The organism is Clostridium algidicarnis DSM 15099 (assembly GCF_002934235.1).
In the GTDB taxonomy this organism is placed as follows: Bacteria; Bacillota; Clostridia; order Clostridiales; family Clostridiaceae; genus Clostridium_L; species Clostridium_L algidicarnis.
This window is the reverse complement of record NZ_PTIS01000003.1, coordinates 166,454-185,811: the sequence shown is the minus strand read 5'-3', so window position 1 is coordinate 185,811 and position 19,358 is coordinate 166,454. Positions and strand designations below refer to the sequence as shown.

Sequence of the window (19,358 nt, the reverse complement as noted above, 5' to 3'; positions counted from 1 at the left end):
AGTGACTTTATGTTTGATAAATAAAAGTTGTTGCTAATTTATATTTATAACAAAAAATAAGTATCTTGATTAATCAAGATACTTATTTCTCTAGTTAAAAGTATTATGCTACATTTTCCTTTTTCTTTTTATATTTATCATTTAAGAATAAATATACTCCAACTAATATAATAAGTGATCCTAACGTTATTAGTTGTGATGCACCTACTATTGAACCAGTCTTTGGTAAATTTGTTTTATTAATTTGTGTTTTTGAATTTTGGTCTACTATAATTGTTCCATTTTCATCTTTATCTAAGCCATCTCCTGGATTCTCTCCTGGATTCTCTCCTGGGTTTTCTCCTGGTTCATCTATAGTAGTATCCTCTCCAGCTATTAAGTGATCTTCATAGTTAAAAGAAATATGTCCCATAGATTTTATTATTTTAACCATAGAATCTCTTATTGGCTCTCCAGTATCTACTACATCCATAGCTCCTGAGAAATCATAATTATCTCCCTTGTCATACATAAAGTCATTAGTAACTACAGTGTAATATTTCTCCATATCTATTGGAGTTCCATCTAATAATCTCATAGATGTAATTCTTTCTCCAGCCTTTGCATCCTTATCATAATATACTTTTATTCCATAAAATTGGCCCCAGCCAAATCCATCTGGCATTATGCCATGTTCTACTACTCTTTTAAGGTCGGAACCTTTAAGTTTCATAGTTACAAGTGTATTATCAAAAGGGAATACTTCATACATCTTACCCATAGTTATACTACCCTTTTCTATAGGTGTTCTTATTCCTCCACCATTAGTTATACCTATTTGAACTCCTGCAGCTTCAGCCATAAGTTTTGTTGTAAACTGGCCAAGTACTGACAGTCCTTCATCTCTATCATGAGTTAAATCGGTATCTAAAGTAGCTATTTCTTCATTTAAAATTGGTTCTAAATCTTTGTTATATTCATCATACATATTTTTAACTGCTGGATCTTCAACCAAATCTTTTCTTAAATATAAGTCTTCTACACTATTCATAATTTTAAGTAGCTTTCCACTATCCTTATTAAATGCTAGGGATAATCTAGCTAAAGATCTTCCATTATTTCTAGCTTGTACAACTGGAATATCATTTACTGTACCATTTACATATTGGTGTGAGTGAGCACTAATAACAGCATCAATGCCTTTAGCATTCTTAGCTAAGTCTGCTGCTTCTCCTGTAACTTCTTTTGTCTTAGAATCTTGTGAAGCTCCTAAGTGAGTAAGTGCTATAATCGCATCTACCTTTTCAGTTTCTCTTATTTTTTGAGCCCAAATATTCACACTTTCTACTGGGTCTTTAAATTCAAGATTTTTAACATTTTCAGGTTTTGTCTTGTAAGCTGTTTCTGGAGTGGCAATTCCTATAAATGCTATTTTCTTTCCATCCTTTTCAATGATTTTATAAGGCTTAGCCCATTCTACTGGCTCTTCTGTGGCCTTATCATAAATATTAGTTGCTAGAAAATCAAATTCTCCTGTTTTTGACCATCCAGGTATTAAATCTTGTCCCCAATCAAATTCGTGGTTACCTACTGCTGAAACTTCAAGTCCTATTAATTTTAAGAATTCTGCTACTGGTTCACCCTTCTTTAAATTAGACATTGGACTACCTTGGAATAAGTCACCTGCTGCTACCACTATTGTGTTAGGATTTTCAGCTTTCAATCTACTTATTTCTCCTGCAAGCTTTGCAGCTCCTATATTTTTACCTTCTGATTTTAATGCTCCATGAAAGTCATTAAAGGATAAAACATCTACGATATCATTATCTAGCATCAATAAATCTCTAGTAGTTATAGATCTTACGTTTGGAGTTCTTCCATCTGCTGATCTTGGTATGCTTAATTTGCCTTCATTAATTAATTTAACTACAGAAGCTCTATCAGAAGCATCCCACTTATATCCTGTTAAAGCCCAGTTTTCATCTTTTTCTGGAGTTATAACGCCCTTCTTTTCCTCTACTATATATTTCTTTATTAAGTCTCTGATTCTTCCATCATCACCCATAGATTTAAAAGAGTCATAAATAACTTCTACATTTTCACCTTTAAATAGCCCTGTTTGGTCATTTAGTAATGTGGTGTTAGCTCTATAGTCATTTACTGCAAGCTTTATTATCTCATCATCTTTAATAGGTGTTCCATCCATATGAGTTAAGTCTACTATTCTACTTCCTGCTTCTTTTGATATGTCTATATTATACTTAACTCCTCTGAACATATCATAGTTATAATTTCTTACATTTTGATTAAAAGATACGGTTAAATCTCCTGGCTTAAATGTATTATAGTAGCTAGCAGACCATTCCATATATTTTTTTAGTTGTTTTCCGTTAACCTTTAATACTCTTAAAGTATTATCAAACTTATATATTGAAGTAGTACCAGATTTTGTTATTGGTCCTTCTTTCATATTGGCATCATCTCTAAATAAAGCTGCAGATGACACATCAGCATTTCCATAAAACATTTGAACTTTATTTATAAGATCCATCATAGCTGTAGGCTCAAGTTGAGCTTGTGGTATATCTTTTATTTCTGATTTTGGTGCTAAATCTCCACCCTTTAATTCCCCTATAACTGTTTTTGCATCAGCTATAGCTCTATCATGTTGAGGTTTTAGTTTAGCTGCTAAATCTTGATCTACTAAGGCTGGTTTACCACCTTTAGGTGAAACTGAGACAACCTTTGATTTTACATCATCTTTTCTGTTTTCTATAACCTTTTTGCCATCTTTTTCAGTAACTTTAATATCTATAACTGAAAGTGCATTAGCTTGTCTATATGGTTCTGTTATAATAACGTCCCCTTCTCTTTCCCCTTGTATAGTTGAATGAGCATGTCCTGCTACTATAGCTGCAAGATCTGGAACTGCTTTAGCAAGCTCTCGTGCAGAGTCTCCATTTCCATATTCCTCATCAATTCCTGCATGAATTAATCCTATCATAATATCAACTTGACCTCTTAATTCATCTGCTACCTTTTTTGCTTCTTCTGCAGGGTTTGTTGCAGTGTATCCTTTTAAATTTTCTGAATCCCATTTCATTATATGTGGAGTTACCATTCCAATTATCCCTATCTTTACTCCACCTTTTTCTACTATTGTATAAGACTTTTCTATTGGCTTTTTAGCGGAATCAAATACGTTACCACATAAAACTTCTCCATTAAATTTAGAACTTACAGTTTTTAGTGTGTTCATACCATAATTAAATTCATGATTTCCAAGATTCCAAACATCATAACCCATTTCATTCATAGCTAGAACCATTGGATGAATCTCATCTTTTAAAAATAATGATGATGAGTTATCTTGTATTGTATCTCCGTTATCAACTAACAGAACATTTTCATTTTTACTTCTTAACTCTTTCACCATTGTTGATATTTGAGCCATGCTTCCATTTAAGTCTTCTGAACCTGTGGCATAATCATAAGGCATAAACCTACCATGCATGTCAGAGGTAGCAACAATTTGGATATTTGTCACATCTTTTTCACTTGCAAAAACCTTTAAGTCCATTGGCGTAATAAAACTTAAAATCATTATTAAAGATACAAAAGAAGCTATGTACCTTTTCGACCTTAACTTTTTGAACAAAGACCTCTCCCCCTTATAATATTATATTTTTCCTCAATGTAAAACCGTTTACATGTTTTTCATTAAAGATTCGTAATTACATTATAGATTCATTATAATGTTTTGTAAATACCATTTCCTAAAATACCATATTTTATTTCATTATCTAAATATAAAGACTTTTTTAATGATCTATAGTGCATAAAAACACTTTATACACTATAATATTTAGTGGTGATAAATATGTGTTATGTATATATACTTAAATGTTCTGACAACACCTTATATACTGGTTGGACAGTAGACATTGAAAAAAGGTTAGCTACTCATTCTAGTGGTAAAGGTGCCAAGTATACACGATGTAGACTTCCTGTAACGCTTGTATACTTTGAAAAACACCCTGATAAGATTTCTGCTCAAAAAAGAGAATATGCAATAAAACAACTATCAAGAACTGAAAAGTTAAAGCTTATAAATAGTTAAATTAAAATAACGCTACATTAACTTTCACTATATCTGAAATCATAGTATAATTGATATATTGTCTAAATTTATTTTATTTGGAGGAGTTTCGATGGGTAAAATCACTTTAAAGTTAGTACTAGAATTATTGTTTATATTTATAGGTTCTTCAGTTGCTTTTAATTACAGTAAAGTCATGGGTAATATATTTATTATAGGATATTTTGCTTCTAAATTGTTTGTAAAAAGGTATCTTATATATACTATGATTGCAAATAAGTATTTCAAAAAGGACAATTTAAATAAGACTATATCATATTACGACAAAGCTATAAAAATAAAATCTTGTAAAGCAAGAGTTATAATTAATTATGCCTATATACTTCTTCGCGATAGTAATGTTGATAAGGCAAATAAAGTAATTAGTCTTATAGATGAAAGAAAGCTTCCACTAGAATTAAATGATGAAATGAATTATAAGATGGTAACTTCGCTAATAGAATGGAAAAACGGCAACTTAGATAATTGTATTAATATTTTAAAAAGCACCTATGAAAAATATAAAAATACTACGCTTTATGAAAGCCTTGGTTACTTACTTGTTGTAAGTGGTGATTATGAAGATGCTTTAAACTTTAATCTAGAAGCTACAAAATATGATGAAAATAATAACATTATAATGGACAATCTTGGTGAAACCTATTATTACTTAGGTGAATATGATAAGGCTTTAGATATATATACAAGATTATGTACTAGAGCCGTAACATTCCCCGAAGCTTATTATTATTACGGCCTAGTACTAAAAAATACAGGAGATTCAAAAAAAGCATTAGAAATGTTTAAAAAATCATTAACTTTAAAAGAATCTTTCTTAAGTAATTTAAAAAAGGAATCTATAGAAAAAGAAATAGAGCTTTTAAAATAAAGCTCTATTTTTTAGTTATATATAATTATATGCTCTGTGTTATAAAGTCTTTTGTATAGCAAGTTTTGCAATATCTAAAATCTTTTGTGTACCTTTAGAAGTTATTAAAGATTCTTCGTTGATTTTTTCTTCTTTATTTAAAGATATCATAGATGATGTAGCATTTTTAAGTTCTGAATTTTTGCCCATTGTTAGAATATCTTCTATATGCATATATTTATTTTCTTTAATCTTATCTTTTAATATTTCTATATAATCTTCAATCATTGTTCTACTAGGTTGCCTTACTAATCTTTTTTCTATAGATGACTTAAGCGCTAATACAACAATATATATTAACCTTTCATCTAATAAATTTTCATTTTCTTTTGTAGTCTTTATAACATATCTTAATGCTTTATTTATTTGATTCATATAAATCTTTACATCTTCTTTTCCAAGTGTAAATGCCAATACACTTACAGCTGTACTCTCAATTTTTTGTTGAAGATTTCCTTCTTTTTTATTGCAAAAAGCTCCATCTGCTAATTGGTTTTTTGCAATTATTCTTAATAGATTTTCTCTATCGTAAACTATTGCTTTTTTAGCCTTTTCTTTATCCAAACCTTCTTCTATCATTTTTTCTCTTATATCTACCTTATAAAAAAAGCTTGGTGAATCAAGGAAATAGCCTTCAGCTATATTTTCCATAGCTTCTTCTGATATTTGTATTGGTATAATATTGTTCATAGACATACCAAGAACTGGATCTTCCATTTGTTCTAGCATAACAAAGGAGGTTTCCTTACTTATTATACCGTATTCTTTAGATAATTCTATTATAGTTTCTCTCATAGAATCTTTCAGAGGGCCTCTTTCTCCACGGATCTTTTCTGTAAGAGATTCTATCCTTTTTCTACTCCATACTTTTTCTATGAGATCTGCATTTACATCTAAATCTAACTTATCTAGATCAATAGTCTTTATATATTCTTCTTCTCCTACTTTTCCTTTTATAGTAACCTTACCTCCTATTTCGCCACTAACTTTTGCGAATATAGAAATAGGCTCTCTATCATAGAGGTAATCTATAGTTGTAGGATATGTTCTTTGAACCTTCATTGCACCCCAGTCAATAGATAACACATCCACCTGTGGATTAGTTATTCTATTAAACTGCCTTAATACCATATCATCAATTCTTTCTCCTGCATATATAAACTCAGGTCTTCCATAACCTATTTCAGCCATTTTGTTTATAAAATAACTATTGACTACAGTATCTACTCCAAAGGTAAATATTCTATTATCGCCTATATTCTCTTTTACATAATCAATTATTTCATCTTCGTCTTCTACCATATCATCTGTAAATAATAATATTGTACTATTACCATCTATATTTTTCTCTTGAAGAGCATATTTTAAGCTTTCAAAAACATCTGCACCTGGTTCTACCTTTATTTCATCTATCCATTCTGAAGCCTTTTGTAAATTTTCATCATTATAAGGTACCTTACCATTTTTAGAAAATACCTTCAGATCTTTACTAAAGGCTATTATATTAAAATCATCACCTTCATCAAGATTTCTAAGACAAAGATGAAGTGCATTTTTTGTTTCTTCAAGTTTTTCCCCTTCCATAGAGTCAGAGATATCCATTAAAAAATCATAATTTTGTCCTTCATGAGACTCTTCATAATCAAGTTTTGGATAAAGTCTAAGGTATAATATACCCTCTTCTTCATCTATACCATCATAATTGTATAGCATACCACTATACTCTTCATTTTCAACTTCTTTCATCATTAAGACAAAGTCCTTATGAAGCATTTGGCCCTCTTTAAATGTTACTTTGCATAGGGTGTCATCTTCTCTATGAATATGAATTCCATGTGTAGGTGAATATATATCTAGCTTATTAAAGGATTCTACTAATAAGTTCATATTTAACTTATATTGAGGCTTTTCTTTATTTAATTCTTCATCCTCCATAGGTTGAGGTGCTATTATACTCGGAATCATTAACTTAAAACTATTATCTTCATATAAAAGCTGATCCATATAAGTTATATTAATCTTAACAGTTTCATTAGGTAAAATATTTCCTATGGATATAGTAAATACATTATCTTCATCTTGGTCTATGCTTATGATATTTATTCCACTTTCTAATGCACTTTCATATATTTTATATGAGTCTTCTTTGTCTTCTACTATAGCGGTTAAAGTTTTTCCTCCTAAAATTGCCTCAAAGCCACTTAGTACTGCAGTATCTGGTAGTGGAAATATATATACAGCATCTATATTACTGTCTGTGTTATTCTCATATACCTGAGACATAGAAAATTCAACGAATTCTCCGCATATATTTCCGCTTATACTTACCTTTTTTAATTCTACCTCATCTTCTGAAAATCTTTTGTCTCTTAAACCATACTTACTCAAGGTTTTCTCTCCTTCCTAAATATCCTAATAATATTATAGGATATGATATATCTTTATTATACTACGAATTACCTGATATTTGCCTTAGTATTTAAAACAAATTTTATCATAATTATTGACTTGCTTCAATAATCTAATTGTTTTATATATTTTTTCTTTTCAGTCAAAGGTTTATTTCTTTGAAAAAGATGATAAAGTGTATATGAAACAAAAAGTGAGGTGTATAAATGAAAATTCTGAAAGAACTTATGATTATTTTGTCTTTTTATCTTTTAGGTGAACTTATCCATAATATATTTAAGGTACCTGTACCAGGAAATATTATTGCTATGATTATATTATTGCTTTCTTTAATGTTTAATATTATAAAATTAGAACAAATAAATAATGTAAGCAAGTTTTTCTTAGATAATTTAGCCTTTTTCTTTATCCCAGCTGGCGTAGGTCTTATAACTTCAATAAGTTTACTTAAAGATAATTTCCACAAAATATTATTTGTATGTTTTATAAGTACAATCATTGTAATGTTAGTTTCGGCTAAGATCACAAGTTTTCTTATAAATCGTAAAAGAAAGAGAGGTATCTAAATTGGCTGAAATAATTAATTCTCCTTTATTTGGAGTCCTGATATCTTTAGTATGTTTTGAAATAAGTATTGCTTTATATAATAAATTTAAAGCTCCTTTATTAAACCCTTTGCTCATAAGTACTATCTTAATAATTTCTACATTACTTATGTTTAACATAAGCTTTGAACAATACAATTCTGGATGTAAATTTATTTCATTTTTTCTAGGACCTGCAACCGTTGTTCTTGCAGTACCATTATATAATAAGCTAGAACTATTAAAGAAAAATCTTATACCACTTTTATCAGGAATATTAGTAGGTAGCATTGCTGGAATAGTATCAATAATATTTTTATCTTATGTTTTAAACTTAGATTTAAGCATAATAAAATCCTTAATACCTAAATCCACTACAGTTCCTATAGGTATAGAAATATCTAAAGGTTTAGGTGGCATACCTTCCCTTACAGTATTTGCAATAATTGTTTCTGGAATAATAGGTTCCATAATTGGGCCTTTATTATTTAAAATATTTAAAATTGAAGATAGCTTATCAAAGGGTATTGCTTTCGGTACTGCTTCTCATGCATTAGGCACTGCTAAGGCCTTTGAAATTGGTGAAACCGAAGGTGCTATAAGTAGTATTTGTATAGCTGTAGCAGGAATAATAACAGTATTCATTGCTCCATTAATATATAATATTTGTACAAGCATCTTGGGTATTTAACTAAAATAAAATAATTTCAAAATACATATCTTTATCATTAAGCAAAAAAATAAGATGAACTTTATTAGTCCATCTTATTTTTTGCTTAATTTATATTTATTACATACATCTTCTATCTTTTGTAGACGATTTTCCCGTCTATTATGGTATACAAACAATTAGTCATAGATTCTAATGGATTACCATCAAATATTGCTATATCTGCATCTTTACCTATTTCAAGACTCCCTACTCTATTGTCAATGCCAATAATTTCTGCTGCATTAATAGTTATAGCTTTAAGTGCGTCTTCAAAGCTTAACCCTTCCTTAGTAGCAAGGCCAGCACATACTGGAAGATATTGTTGTTCTATAACTGGATGGTCCGTCATTATTGCAACTTTAACTCCTAAATCTACTAAAACCTTAGGAGTTGAAAATGATTTATTTGATAGTTCTATCTTAGAATTAAAACTCATAGTAGGCCCCACTATAGCAGGATATCCTGACTCTTTTATATATTCTGCTATAATATGTCCTTCTGTACAATGATCTAGAGTCAAAAGCACATCAAACTCTTTTGCTATCCTTATAGCTGTTAATATGTCATCAGCTCTATGTGCATGTGCTTTTAATGGTATTTTCTTTTCTATAACTGGAAGTAAAGCTTCCATCTTAAAATTGGTTTCAAAAAACTCATCTTTTTCTTTAGCATTTTCCTTTTTTACTTTATAATTTTTTGCATCAAATAAGGTTTTTCTAAGCAATGCAGCTGTAGCCATTCTAGTGGATGGCATCTTATTTTTACCGTTATATACTCTCTTTGGATTTTCTCCAAAGGCTATTTTCATTGCTGCTGGCTCCTTAATTACCATATCATCAATAGATATTCCAAAGGTTTTAATAGCAACAAAAGTTCCACCTATGACATTAGCACTACCAGGTCCTGTCATAACAGAAGTTATACCTCCACATATGGCCTTTTTAAAAGCTTCATCTCTAGGATTTATAGCATCTAAAGCCCTAAGTTCTGGAGTTATTGGATCACTCATCTCATTTATATCTGAACCTTCAAATCCCATGTTAGCTTCTTGGCCTCCAATATGACAATGAGCATCTATTATCCCAGGCATTACTAATGCTCCTTTAACATCAACAATCTCTTCCTCCTTTGATACCTTAATATCTTCACCTATCTTTGTAATCTTACCGTCTTCGATTAAAATACATCCATTTTCATAATTATTTTTGGCCATAGTATATATTTTAGCATTTTTTATTAACATTTTATCACCCATTCTATAAAAAATTCTGTATAATATATACTTCTATAACAATCAATTTTCACCTTTAAAATAAAGTCTAAATTTAAGGATTCTGTATTGCAATTATTAATTATTGTATAGATTTGTATAAATTAGTCAACTTAAAATATAAGGTGATTTGCTTATAAAAAGTTTGCCATTTTCCATTAAGCCTTAATATAAAATATGTTTTAATCTACATTTCATTTAGTTTCCACACAAAAAAGTTTAACACCCCTGCAAATGCTACCCACATTATATAGGGAATCATAAGATATGCAGAAACCTTATCAATTCTATAAAATTTAACTGTAGTAATTACAATGGCTAACCATAATAAACAAAGTTCTAAAAATGCCAATCCATACAAATTGAACTTAAAGAATATAAAGGACCATAAAAAATTTAAAATAAGCTGTATGGTGTATGAAAAAAGTGCTGATTTGATGTTAACTCCACTTTTACCATAAAGATAAATTCTGTAAGCTGCAATTGCCATTAATGCATACATAATCGTCCAAACTATTGGAAACACATATCCTGGAGGTGCAAAACTTGGTTTTATTAATTTTGAATAAATATCAGTGCTATTAGATATAAACATACCAACAACAAAACCTATGCCTTCAGTTATAATTAAACTTATTATAAGAGCTCCTACGTCATATTTACCTTTAACTTTAAAAACATTTTTCATATAACCCTCCTATTATGACTACCTTTACTACTATTATGCATTAATAACAATAACTATACTCATTAAAATTATAATTATTCCTATATAACAAATTTAATATGGATAAGACTTGTATATTTCAAAATCTAAATAAACTTTTGTTTTCTTATCCAACATATAATGTCATTCATAACCTCTTCTTTATTAATTTCATTTAACAGTTCATGTCTTGCACCTTCATAAATTTTAGAATCTAAATTAGTTACCCCTAAATCCCTATATAAATTAACAAGGTTCTTTATACCCTCACCATAATCACCTACAGGATCTTGCCCACCTGAAATTATAAAAATAGGAGTATTTTTAGGTATGTTTTTAAGATTCTCTTCTTTATGAATATCCTTTAATCCCTTTAAAAAATAGTAATAATAAGAAGTTGTAAATATAGCTCCACAATAAGGGTCCTTTATATACTTATCAACTTCACTTTCATCTCTACTTAGCCAATCAAAGTCCGTTCTTGTTGGTTCAAAATGCTTATTAAAACTGCCAAATGAAAGTTTATTCATAAGGTCACTTTTTGCCCTTTCACCTTTGCTCCTTATTTCCATTTTAGCTAAGCCCTTGCCAATAGCAACTATAGGCTTTGGCTTTCCATTACTCCCACAAAGTATTAGCCCACTTAATTCCTCTGGATACATTTGAATGTATCTTTGAGATAAAAAAGACCCCATACTATGTCCAAATAAAATAACCTTTTTATCTTGATTTTCTTTTTTTATTATTTTAGTTAGTTCATTCATATCATAAATCATATCGTAAAATCCATCATCTTCCGATATATATCCTAAGTTTTCTACTTTACCTGCGGTCTTTCCATGTCCTCTATGGTCATTTGCATACACAATATAACCGTTTTCTGTAAGTTTTTCTGCTAACCTTTCATATCTTAATGCAGTTTCTGCCATTCCATGAGCAATTTGAATGACTAAACCTTTATCTTCTAATAAGTTATCAGGTTCCCATTTATAAGTATTAATATCTTTACCCTTTTTATCTGTAAATATAAAACTACTTCTTTTCATAATACACCTCCACCTTTCATATTGTATAAATTAATCATACCACTGTATATATTAAAATCAATATTGCATTTTATGTTGTATTTTATGTTACTTTTCCATTATAATAGTAGCTATAACATTAAAGGCGGTGAACTTTTGAATATACTAGTTGCTGAAGATGAACAAGATATACGTGACTTAATTGAATTGCATCTAACTATGGAAGACTATAAAGTCTTTAAGGCAGAAGATGGTCTAGAGGCTCTACACATATTAAAAGATACGCCTATAGACCTTGCTATATTAGATATTATGATGCCAAAGCTTGATGGTTTCTCACTTTTAAAGGAGATTCGAGAAATAAGTGAAATTCCTGTGATATTTCTAACTGCTAGAGATGAAGACACAGATAAAATACAAGGTCTTGGCCTTGGCGCTGACGATTATATGACAAAACCCTTTAGTCATTTAGAACTTATTGCAAGAATCCAGGCTCAGCTTAGACGATATTATAAATATTCTGATAAAAAGTCAAGAATAAATTTTACTGTAGGAGACTTACTTTTAGACAAAGAAAGCTGTTGTATTTCTAAAGGAAATATCACTTTAGATTTTAATGCTAAAGAATATAAAATATTAGAACTTCTTATGGAGAACCCTGGGAGAGTCTATACTAAAAAACAATTGTACGAACTAGTTTGGAAGGATACCTACTATGATGATGATAATACTATAATGGTTCATATAAGTCATATAAGAGATAAAATTGAAGACAACCCTAGGTCTCCTAAATATTTGAAAACCATAAGAGGCATAGGCTATAAATTGGAGAATATATAATGTTTATGCGAAAAAAGAAACTTAATTATAAAGAAAATAAAAAGAAACTTGCAAATCTTTTATTGAAAAATTATATACTATTATATTTCATAATGACAGGTATCTTATTTTTATCTTTAATAATTGCCACACTTATAGGTACAGCCCTTTATTTTAACCTTCAAGATTCAATTTTAGATGATCCAAGTAGCATAATGCGAGATGATTATACTAACATCAATTCTGAAAAGATTGAAAACCTTGGAGGATACTTAGAAGTCATTGACAATACTGGGGAGGTTATATTTAGAAAGGGCAATCCCGCTATGAAAATCGATAAATATGATTTAAAATCATTTAATGAAATTATTAATAATTCTTTAGAGCTCCCCTACTCATCTTATGATTCTGAAAATTCTTCTTATAATTATATTTATAGAACTGTATATAATGAAGAAAAAGACTTTTTACTTATTATTGCAATACCTAGGGATTCCGCTGAAAGTTTTAGGATGAATCATAGAAAGTTATCTCCTAAATATTTTATTATGTTAGCAGTTTTTATAGCACTTTTTATTTTGCTATTAGGTTTTATTGTATATTCTAGAATATCCTCTAAAAATTTTGTTAGACCCTTAAAATTACTTATAGAAGGATCTAACAAAATATCAAATGGAGACTATTCAGCTAGAATTTACTTAAAATCCAAAACAGAGTTTGGAGAATTAAGAGATGTTTTCAATGGTATGGCGGAAAAGTTGGAAAATGAAAAAATGTTAAAAGAGAAATCTGAGGAACTTAGAAGACGACTAATACTAGATATTTCTCATGACCTAAAAAACCCTCTTTCTATCGTTCTTGGTTATTCAGATTATTTAATCAAAAATGAATCTATTAGTGAAAGTGAATCTAAAAGATATTTAAATGTAATAAATCAAAATGCACTTAGGGCAAATAACTTGCTTACTGAACTTTTCGAGTTTTCCAAACTTCAAAGTGTTGATTTTAAATTAAAAACTGAGCACTTAGATATTTGTGAGTTTTTAAGAGAGCTTATTGCTTCATATATACCTAAGATGGAAGAAAAGAACTTTCAATACGATTTTGATATTCCCGAAAAAACTATAATAGCTGCCTTTGATAAAAATCATTTAGATAGAGCCCTTAGCAATATAATAATGAACTCTATAAAATACAATCCTAATTATACCCACTTCATTATGACTTTGTTTACTATTAATAAAGACATTATTATTACAATAGAAGATAATGGTATAGGTATACCTACCCATCTTCAAAAAGATATCTTTAATCCTTTTGTAAGAGTTGATGCATCAAGAAATCATAAAAGTGGTGGGACAGGACTTGGTCTTGCTATATCCAAAAGCCTTATAGAGATGCATAATGGAAGTATAAATTTAGAAAGTGACTTAAACAAAGGAACTAAATTCACAATTCTTTTAAATAATTCTCTAATATCGTAAAAGTAGGCTTTGAATTTATAAATTCAAAGCCTACTTTTAAAATTCACTATTTATGTTCATGATCTTTTATATGATCCGTACAATATTCATAGTATCCATTACATTTAGAGCAATATCTAAATTCAATATTAGGATTATCTTTTTCGGTTATACCACAAGTAGTACATTTATGGATATAACTTTTATAAGGTATTTCAGATTTAAACTTTTCTCTTCTTTTATGAACTTTTCGTACCTGGACTTTATTTGTAACTATATCCTTACCAAAAAACACGAAGTAGTTAATTACCGCAACTATTGCTGCTAATTTCATAGCCCAACCTTTTTGAGTTATAATAGATCCTATTATGATAACCCAGTTAATATAAGCAAAATATTTAATCTTTATAGGTATTACAAAAAATAAAAGCAATTCATAGTCCGGATATAACCTTGCAAATGCTAAAAACAAAGAAAGGTTTAAATACGTAGCAGTTGCAGATCCTTTAGTTATAAAAGAAGCTATAATAGTACCTAAAATACCAAATAAATAATAAACATTAAGTTTGAAACTACCCCACTCTTGCTCTAGCCCTCTTCCTGCAATATAGTAAAAATATAATGCAAATATTATAAAAAAGGCTGAAGTGTTAGGTGGAATAAATATAAAGGTTATAAGTCTCCAAACCTCACCTTTTAATACTAGCTCAGGTTTTAGCATTAATTTAGACACAATATTATTATTTGGGTCAACCATAATTAGTAAATAAACCAAAAAATTTAATGAAGCTATATATAACATTAAGTTTTTAATTGAATATTTACCGAATTTTCTTTCTAACTTATTAAGCCAATTCACTTTAACGCCTCCTAATAAACCCCAAAGGCTTTTTAAAAACCAAACTTTTAAAGAACATCTTTATCTTTGCTTAATTCTATAAACTTTTGTATATTATCTTTTATACCATTTAAAGATTCTCTCCAAAACTCAATTTTAGTTATATCAATACCAATAGAATTTCCAATATCTTTTAAACTAGCTTTGCCAGTTATAGATAACAGTTTATCATATTCTTTCGTAAATTTAAAGCCTACCTTTTTGTATCTAGCAAAAAGTCCTTTTGCAAATAACAATCCAAATGTATACGGGAAGTTATAAAAATTTCTTTCAGCATAATAGTAGTGAGGTTTATTTATCCAAGCATAAGGACTTAATGTAGAATCTATTATTGATGTACCAAAAGCTTTCTTTTGTGATTCAATCATCAAACCTTTTATTTCTTCTAAAGATAAAGCGCTATTTTTTCTCTTTTCAAATAAAGCTTTTTCGAATATAAACCTTGCATATATATCTACTACAACTTGACTTGAGTTGTTTATTTCACCTTCTAAAATAGTAAATGCCATCCTTTTATCTGAATTATTTATGGCAGCATCCCTTACTAATGTTTCACAAAATAATGAAGCTGTTTCTGCTATTGGCATAGGATACTTACTATTTAAATAACTTTCTTTACTTAAAATATGGCCATGGTATCCATGCCCCAGCTCATGAGCTAATGTAGTTACATTCTTAAAGCTGCCATTAAACGTGCTTAGTATTCTACTTTCTTTTATAGGATGAATATTACTACAAAATGCTCCCCCTCTTTTACCACTCCTAGGCTCTGCATCTATCCAACCTTTTTCAAAGGCATTTTGTGCAAATTTCCCAAGATCATTTGAAAAGGAACTAAAATTAGATACTATAAAATCTCTTGCTTCTTCATAGCTATAAGTTTTATTAATGGATCCCACTGGTGCAAATATATCATAATATGGCATTCCACCTTTGTAACCCAGTATTTCACCTTTTCTTTCATAATATCTTCTAAATTCAGGAAGGCTTTCTTCCACAGCGGCCATCATAACGTTTAAGGTTTCTTCATCCATTCTACTATTAACCAAAGTATAGTGAAGAGGACTTTTATATCCTCGCATATTTGATATAGTAATTACCTCTCCCTTTATTCCATTTAAAGCAGCTGCAATAGGTTTTTCAATTTTTTCGTAACTTTTAAGTTCTGCTTCATAAGAATTTCTTCTCATATCTTTATCATCACTAAATGCAAAGTTTTTTAAAACAGTCAAAGGAACACTTTCCATTTTGCCTTGGATTTCTATATCTACTTTATGTGTAGATGTTAAAAGTTTTTGTAAATTACCAAAGGCTACTGAACCAGTTTGCTTCATTTTAGAAATTATTGATTCCTCTCTATCATATAGTGCATATGTTTTTTTATCTATAATTTCTCTTAAATAAAATTCATGCTCTTTTATTAAACTTCTACTATTTATTAATTCATCTATGTTATCTAAAGATATTAGCCATTTATTAAATATAGCACTAACTTCTACCATTGGTAGAAATATGTTTTCAACTTTTTCTAAATAACTTTGTGCTGTAGAATTTAAAGCATCTGCTGAAAGTGTAAGACTACAAAAACTAACAAGTCTTGTATATAAGGAGCATATTTTATTTTGATTTTCTATATACTTTTCTATGTTATCTTCCACCTTATCATAATCTTTAGCCATATTAATAGTCCAAATATTTATTAACCTTATATCTTCTTTTAAACATTCTATATCGGTAATAAATTCCTCACTATCAAATGATGGATAAAGCTCTTTAAGGCTCCACCTCATATTTAGTTTTCCTTCTTCCATAAACCTTCCTCCTAATAAATTTAATTGAAATATAAATTAAGAGCGCTTAATCTAATACAGATGCAGCGCTCTTAATATTTATATGATTTAATTTTTATCTTCACTAATTTGTTTGTACATACGCCAAAATGGCTTTAAACTGCAACTATTGTATTTTTTATTTCATTGCTTTTAATACAGCAAGTAGATAATCCCAAACATTGCTAACAGACGATATGCTAGCATGTTCTTGTGGAGTGTGAACATCATATAAATTAGGACCAAAGGATATCATATCCAGTTTTCCAAATCTCTCTTCAAATAATCCACATTCTACTCCAGCGTGAATAGCAACTATTTCTACATCCTTGCCATATTCATCTTTATATACCTTTTCACATATTTTTCTTACCTTAGAATCTGGATCATACTCCCATTCTGGGTAGGAAGATGTAGTATATAGAGTAGCACCTAAAAGTTTTGCTACCATTTCTGATTGAAGTAATATATCTTCTCTTAAAGAAGCAATGGAACTTCTAACAGCACTATCAAATACCACAGAATCTTTTGTTGTAGTTACAACTCCTAGATTTGTAGATGATTGAACTAATCCTTTTATATCCATACTCATAGATTGTATCCCTGTTGGTATCATATATAAAAGTCTTATAGCTTTTTCAGTACAATCTTTTGAAAATACCTTTTTATCTTCATTGATCTTTTCTAAAGACACTTTAACATCAGGATCCACAGTCTTATATTCATTTTTGAAGATCTTATTATATTCTTCAATAGTTTCATTTAACTTTTTATAATCATTAGGGTTTATAGCTATATCAGCATCCATCTCTCTTGGTATAGCATTGTTTTTAGATCCACCATTTAATGAAATTAATCTAAAATCTATATTTTCTAAAAGATTTACTAATATCCTACTCATGAGTCTATTTGAGTTAGCTCTTCCTTTATCTATTTCCATACCTGAGTGTCCGCCCTTAAGGCCTCTTATTTTGATAGTATATAAACCTTTATATTCCTTACTATCTTCAAATAAAATTGGTAATGTTATTTTGTTTCTAAGTCCTCCAGCACAACTTACAAGAAGTTTTCCTTCTTCTTCTGAATCTACGTTTATTAGTATTCTTCCTTCAACGTTTTTAGGATCCAAATTTGAAGCTCCTGTCATTCCTGTTTCTTCATCGGTAGTTATAAGAACTTCTAGTGGTGGATGAGGTATATCCGTAGAGTCAAGTAGTGCCATTGCATAAGCAACAGCTACTCCATTATCAGCTCCAAGTGTAGTATCTGTTGCATATATAAAATCATCTTTTATTCTTAGTTTTAAAGGATCTTTTTCGAAATCATGGTCAGTACCTATATTTTTCTCGCAAACCATGTCCATATGTCCTTGTATTATAACTCTTGGTGAATTTTCATATCCTTTTGTACCATCTTTTTTTATTATTATATTTAGTACGTCATCCTGAATTACTTCAAGTCCGCGTGTTTTTGCAAAATCAACAAGGAAATCACTTATTCCTCTTTCATTCCCTGATCCACGAGGGATTTGCGATATATCCTCAAAATATTTGAAAACAGGTTTAGGTTCTAGATTTTTTAATACATAATCCATATTATCCTTCCTCTCTTATAAATCAAAAATATTCTTAATATATATACATACTATCACAAATGAGTATAGTTTTCATTATAAAAACAAAATAACTATTTATGTTATAAATTAACTTATAATCATAATCAATTTGTAAATATAATTAATTTATAGTTTGATTTTGCTTTGCTTTTATTTTTTCTTCCATTTTATTTGTTAACTTCTCTATTATTTGTTTTTTATCTATACCTTCTGATGGGAATGTTATTTCAACATTATCAAAATAATATTCTTTTAATATACTATCCATATCTTTTAACTTTTTAATTTTATCAAGCATATTTCTTGATGATGCATTTATACCTTTCTCATCAGTATTGGGGTAGATCCCTATGAAAGTTCTAAAACCGTACTTTTCAAAATATTGTACTTCTGGCAATATACTTTTTAATTTTCCATAAACATAATCTTCAATTAACATGTTATCATTATTTATATCCATAGTTAAATCCCTTAATGATTTAAAAAATACCGTCATTATAATTGATAATGAATATTTTTTAGACCTGGCTTTTTCAATCTCATATTCAATATAATCATCAATATGTAAATTATTTTTATTTCCATTCTCTATTCTAATAGGGTTTATTCCAAAGTCTCCATTAACATGTCTATTTACCCTTTCATTAAACTTAATTTCATCAAAAGGCTTTACAAAATAATCTACTGCGCCTTCTTTTATAGCTCTTGAAAATGCATCCATAGTGTTAAGATTTGTAAGTACCATAAAGGGAATATCTATTTTTTTCTTCCTAATCTTTTGTATTACTTCTATTCCATCCTCTTCTTTTAAATTAATTTCAATAATTATAAGGTCTACAGAATTTTTTAATTCTCCAAGTCTAGTTAAAAGCTGGGAATAATTAGAAGCTTCATATACTTCCATATCTTCTTTTCCTATTAATTCTTTTACTCGATATCTTATGTAATGCTTACTATCTAAAATTACAACTCTTTTCAACACA

Annotated in this window: 15 protein-coding genes; 6 read left to right on the top strand and 9 right to left on the bottom strand. The window is 29.1% G+C overall.

What is annotated here, in order from left to right; translation table 11 throughout:
• Nucleotides 1-103 precede the first annotated feature (103 nt).
• Nucleotides 104-3,637: a 5'-nucleotidase C-terminal domain-containing protein gene (locus BD821_RS04120; protein ID WP_104409440.1), complete on the bottom strand. Its 3,534-nt coding sequence runs from the start codon at nt 3,635-3,637 to the stop codon at nt 104-106.
• Between the two features lie 222 nt (nt 3,638-3,859).
• On the opposite strand from BD821_RS04120, the gene BD821_RS04115 reads away from it, so the two are divergent.
• Together BD821_RS04115 and BD821_RS04110 are read left to right on the top strand one after the other, a co-directional pair.
• Complete coding sequence (locus BD821_RS04115) at nt 3,860-4,099, top strand: GIY-YIG nuclease family protein (protein ID WP_104409439.1); 240 nt, start codon at nt 3,860-3,862, stop codon at nt 4,097-4,099.
• Nucleotides 4,100-4,190: 91 nt separating this feature from the next.
• Nucleotides 4,191-5,006: a tetratricopeptide repeat protein gene (locus BD821_RS04110; RefSeq protein ID WP_104409438.1), complete on the top strand. Its 816-nt coding sequence runs from the start codon at nt 4,191-4,193 to the stop codon at nt 5,004-5,006.
• Between the two features lie 39 nt (nt 5,007-5,045).
• Here BD821_RS04110 and BD821_RS04105 read toward each other — a convergent pair whose 3' ends face one another.
• Nucleotides 5,046-7,433 (bottom strand): VIT and vWA domain-containing protein, encoded by a 2,388-nt coding sequence (locus tag BD821_RS04105; protein WP_104409437.1) that lies wholly within the window; start codon nt 7,431-7,433, stop codon nt 5,046-5,048.
• A 227-nt stretch (nt 7,434-7,660) separates the two neighbouring features.
• Here BD821_RS04105 and BD821_RS04100 point away from each other — a divergent pair, with 227 nt between their 5' ends.
• Nucleotides 7,661-8,020: a CidA/LrgA family protein gene (locus tag BD821_RS04100; protein WP_104409436.1), complete on the top strand. Its 360-nt coding sequence runs from the start codon at nt 7,661-7,663 to the stop codon at nt 8,018-8,020.
• A gap of 1 nt (nt 8,021) precedes the next feature.
• Complete coding sequence (locus BD821_RS04095; protein ID WP_104409435.1) at nt 8,022-8,729, top strand: LrgB family protein; 708 nt, start codon at nt 8,022-8,024, stop codon at nt 8,727-8,729.
• A 112-nt stretch (nt 8,730-8,841) separates the two neighbouring features.
• Here BD821_RS04095 and BD821_RS04090 read toward each other — a convergent pair whose 3' ends face one another.
• From BD821_RS04090 to BD821_RS04080, 3 genes are all read right to left on the bottom strand, one after another.
• Nucleotides 8,842-9,993 (bottom strand): amidohydrolase, encoded by a 1,152-nt coding sequence (locus BD821_RS04090; protein WP_104409434.1) that lies wholly within the window; start codon nt 9,991-9,993, stop codon nt 8,842-8,844.
• 214 nt (nt 9,994-10,207) lie between these two features.
• Entirely contained in the window at nt 10,208-10,708 is a 501-nt protein-coding gene (locus BD821_RS04085; protein ID WP_104409433.1) for a TspO/MBR family protein, read from the bottom strand.
• A gap of 125 nt (nt 10,709-10,833) precedes the next feature.
• Entirely contained in the window at nt 10,834-11,772 is a 939-nt protein-coding gene (locus BD821_RS04080; RefSeq protein ID WP_104409432.1) for an alpha/beta hydrolase, read from the bottom strand.
• A 135-nt stretch (nt 11,773-11,907) separates the two neighbouring features.
• Here BD821_RS04080 and BD821_RS04075 point away from each other — a divergent pair, with 135 nt between their 5' ends.
• Nucleotides 11,908-12,591: a response regulator transcription factor gene (locus tag BD821_RS04075; protein WP_104409431.1), complete on the top strand. Its 684-nt coding sequence runs from the start codon at nt 11,908-11,910 to the stop codon at nt 12,589-12,591.
• Nucleotides 12,591-14,054, top strand: coding sequence for a HAMP domain-containing sensor histidine kinase (locus BD821_RS04070; RefSeq protein ID WP_104409430.1), 1,464 nt, complete (start codon nt 12,591-12,593; stop codon nt 14,052-14,054). Before BD821_RS04075 ends, BD821_RS04070 begins: the two co-directional genes overlap by 1 nt.
• A 46-nt stretch (nt 14,055-14,100) precedes the next feature.
• On the opposite strand, the gene BD821_RS04065 is transcribed toward BD821_RS04070, so the two are convergent.
• The 4 genes from BD821_RS04065 to BD821_RS04050 form a co-directional block, all read right to left on the bottom strand.
• Nucleotides 14,101-14,892, bottom strand: coding sequence for a rhomboid family intramembrane serine protease (locus BD821_RS04065; protein WP_104409429.1), 792 nt, complete (start codon nt 14,890-14,892; stop codon nt 14,101-14,103).
• 47 nt (nt 14,893-14,939) lie between these two features.
• A complete protein-coding gene (locus BD821_RS04060; protein WP_242971454.1) occupies nt 14,940-16,742 on the bottom strand; it encodes a M3 family oligoendopeptidase in 1,803 nt (600 codons plus the stop codon).
• A 157-nt stretch (nt 16,743-16,899) separates the two neighbouring features.
• Nucleotides 16,900-18,354, bottom strand: coding sequence for an aminoacyl-histidine dipeptidase (locus BD821_RS04055; RefSeq protein ID WP_104409428.1), 1,455 nt, complete (start codon nt 18,352-18,354; stop codon nt 16,900-16,902).
• A gap of 142 nt (nt 18,355-18,496) precedes the next feature.
• A complete protein-coding gene (locus BD821_RS04050; protein ID WP_169993961.1) occupies nt 18,497-19,354 on the bottom strand; it encodes a response regulator in 858 nt (285 codons plus the stop codon).
• Nucleotides 19,355-19,358 lie beyond the last annotated feature (4 nt).

What these genes read in the sequence shown, in the direction of transcription:
- BD821_RS04055 (WP_104409428.1), bottom strand. Translation starts at nt 18,354, where the DNA reads ATGGATTATGTATTAAAAAATCTAGAACCTAAACCTGTTTTCAAATAT.
- BD821_RS04100 (WP_104409436.1), top strand. Translation starts at nt 7,661, where the DNA reads ATGAAAATTCTGAAAGAACTTATGATTATTTTGTCTTTTTATCTTTTA.
- BD821_RS04110 (WP_104409438.1), top strand. Translation starts at nt 4,191, where the DNA reads ATGGGTAAAATCACTTTAAAGTTAGTACTAGAATTATTGTTTATATTT.
- BD821_RS04090 (WP_104409434.1), bottom strand. Translation starts at nt 9,993, where the DNA reads ATGTTAATAAAAAATGCTAAAATATATACTATGGCCAAAAATAATTAT.
- BD821_RS04060 (WP_242971454.1), bottom strand. Translation starts at nt 16,742, where the DNA reads ATGGAAGAAGGAAAACTAAATATGAGGTGGAGCCTTAAAGAGCTTTAT.
- BD821_RS04070 (WP_104409430.1), top strand. Translation starts at nt 12,591, where the DNA reads ATGTTTATGCGAAAAAAGAAACTTAATTATAAAGAAAATAAAAAGAAA.
- BD821_RS04115 (WP_104409439.1), top strand. Translation starts at nt 3,860, where the DNA reads ATGTGTTATGTATATATACTTAAATGTTCTGACAACACCTTATATACT.
- BD821_RS04085 (WP_104409433.1), bottom strand. Translation starts at nt 10,708, where the DNA reads ATGAAAAATGTTTTTAAAGTTAAAGGTAAATATGACGTAGGAGCTCTT.
- BD821_RS04080 (WP_104409432.1), bottom strand. Translation starts at nt 11,772, where the DNA reads ATGAAAAGAAGTAGTTTTATATTTACAGATAAAAAGGGTAAAGATATT.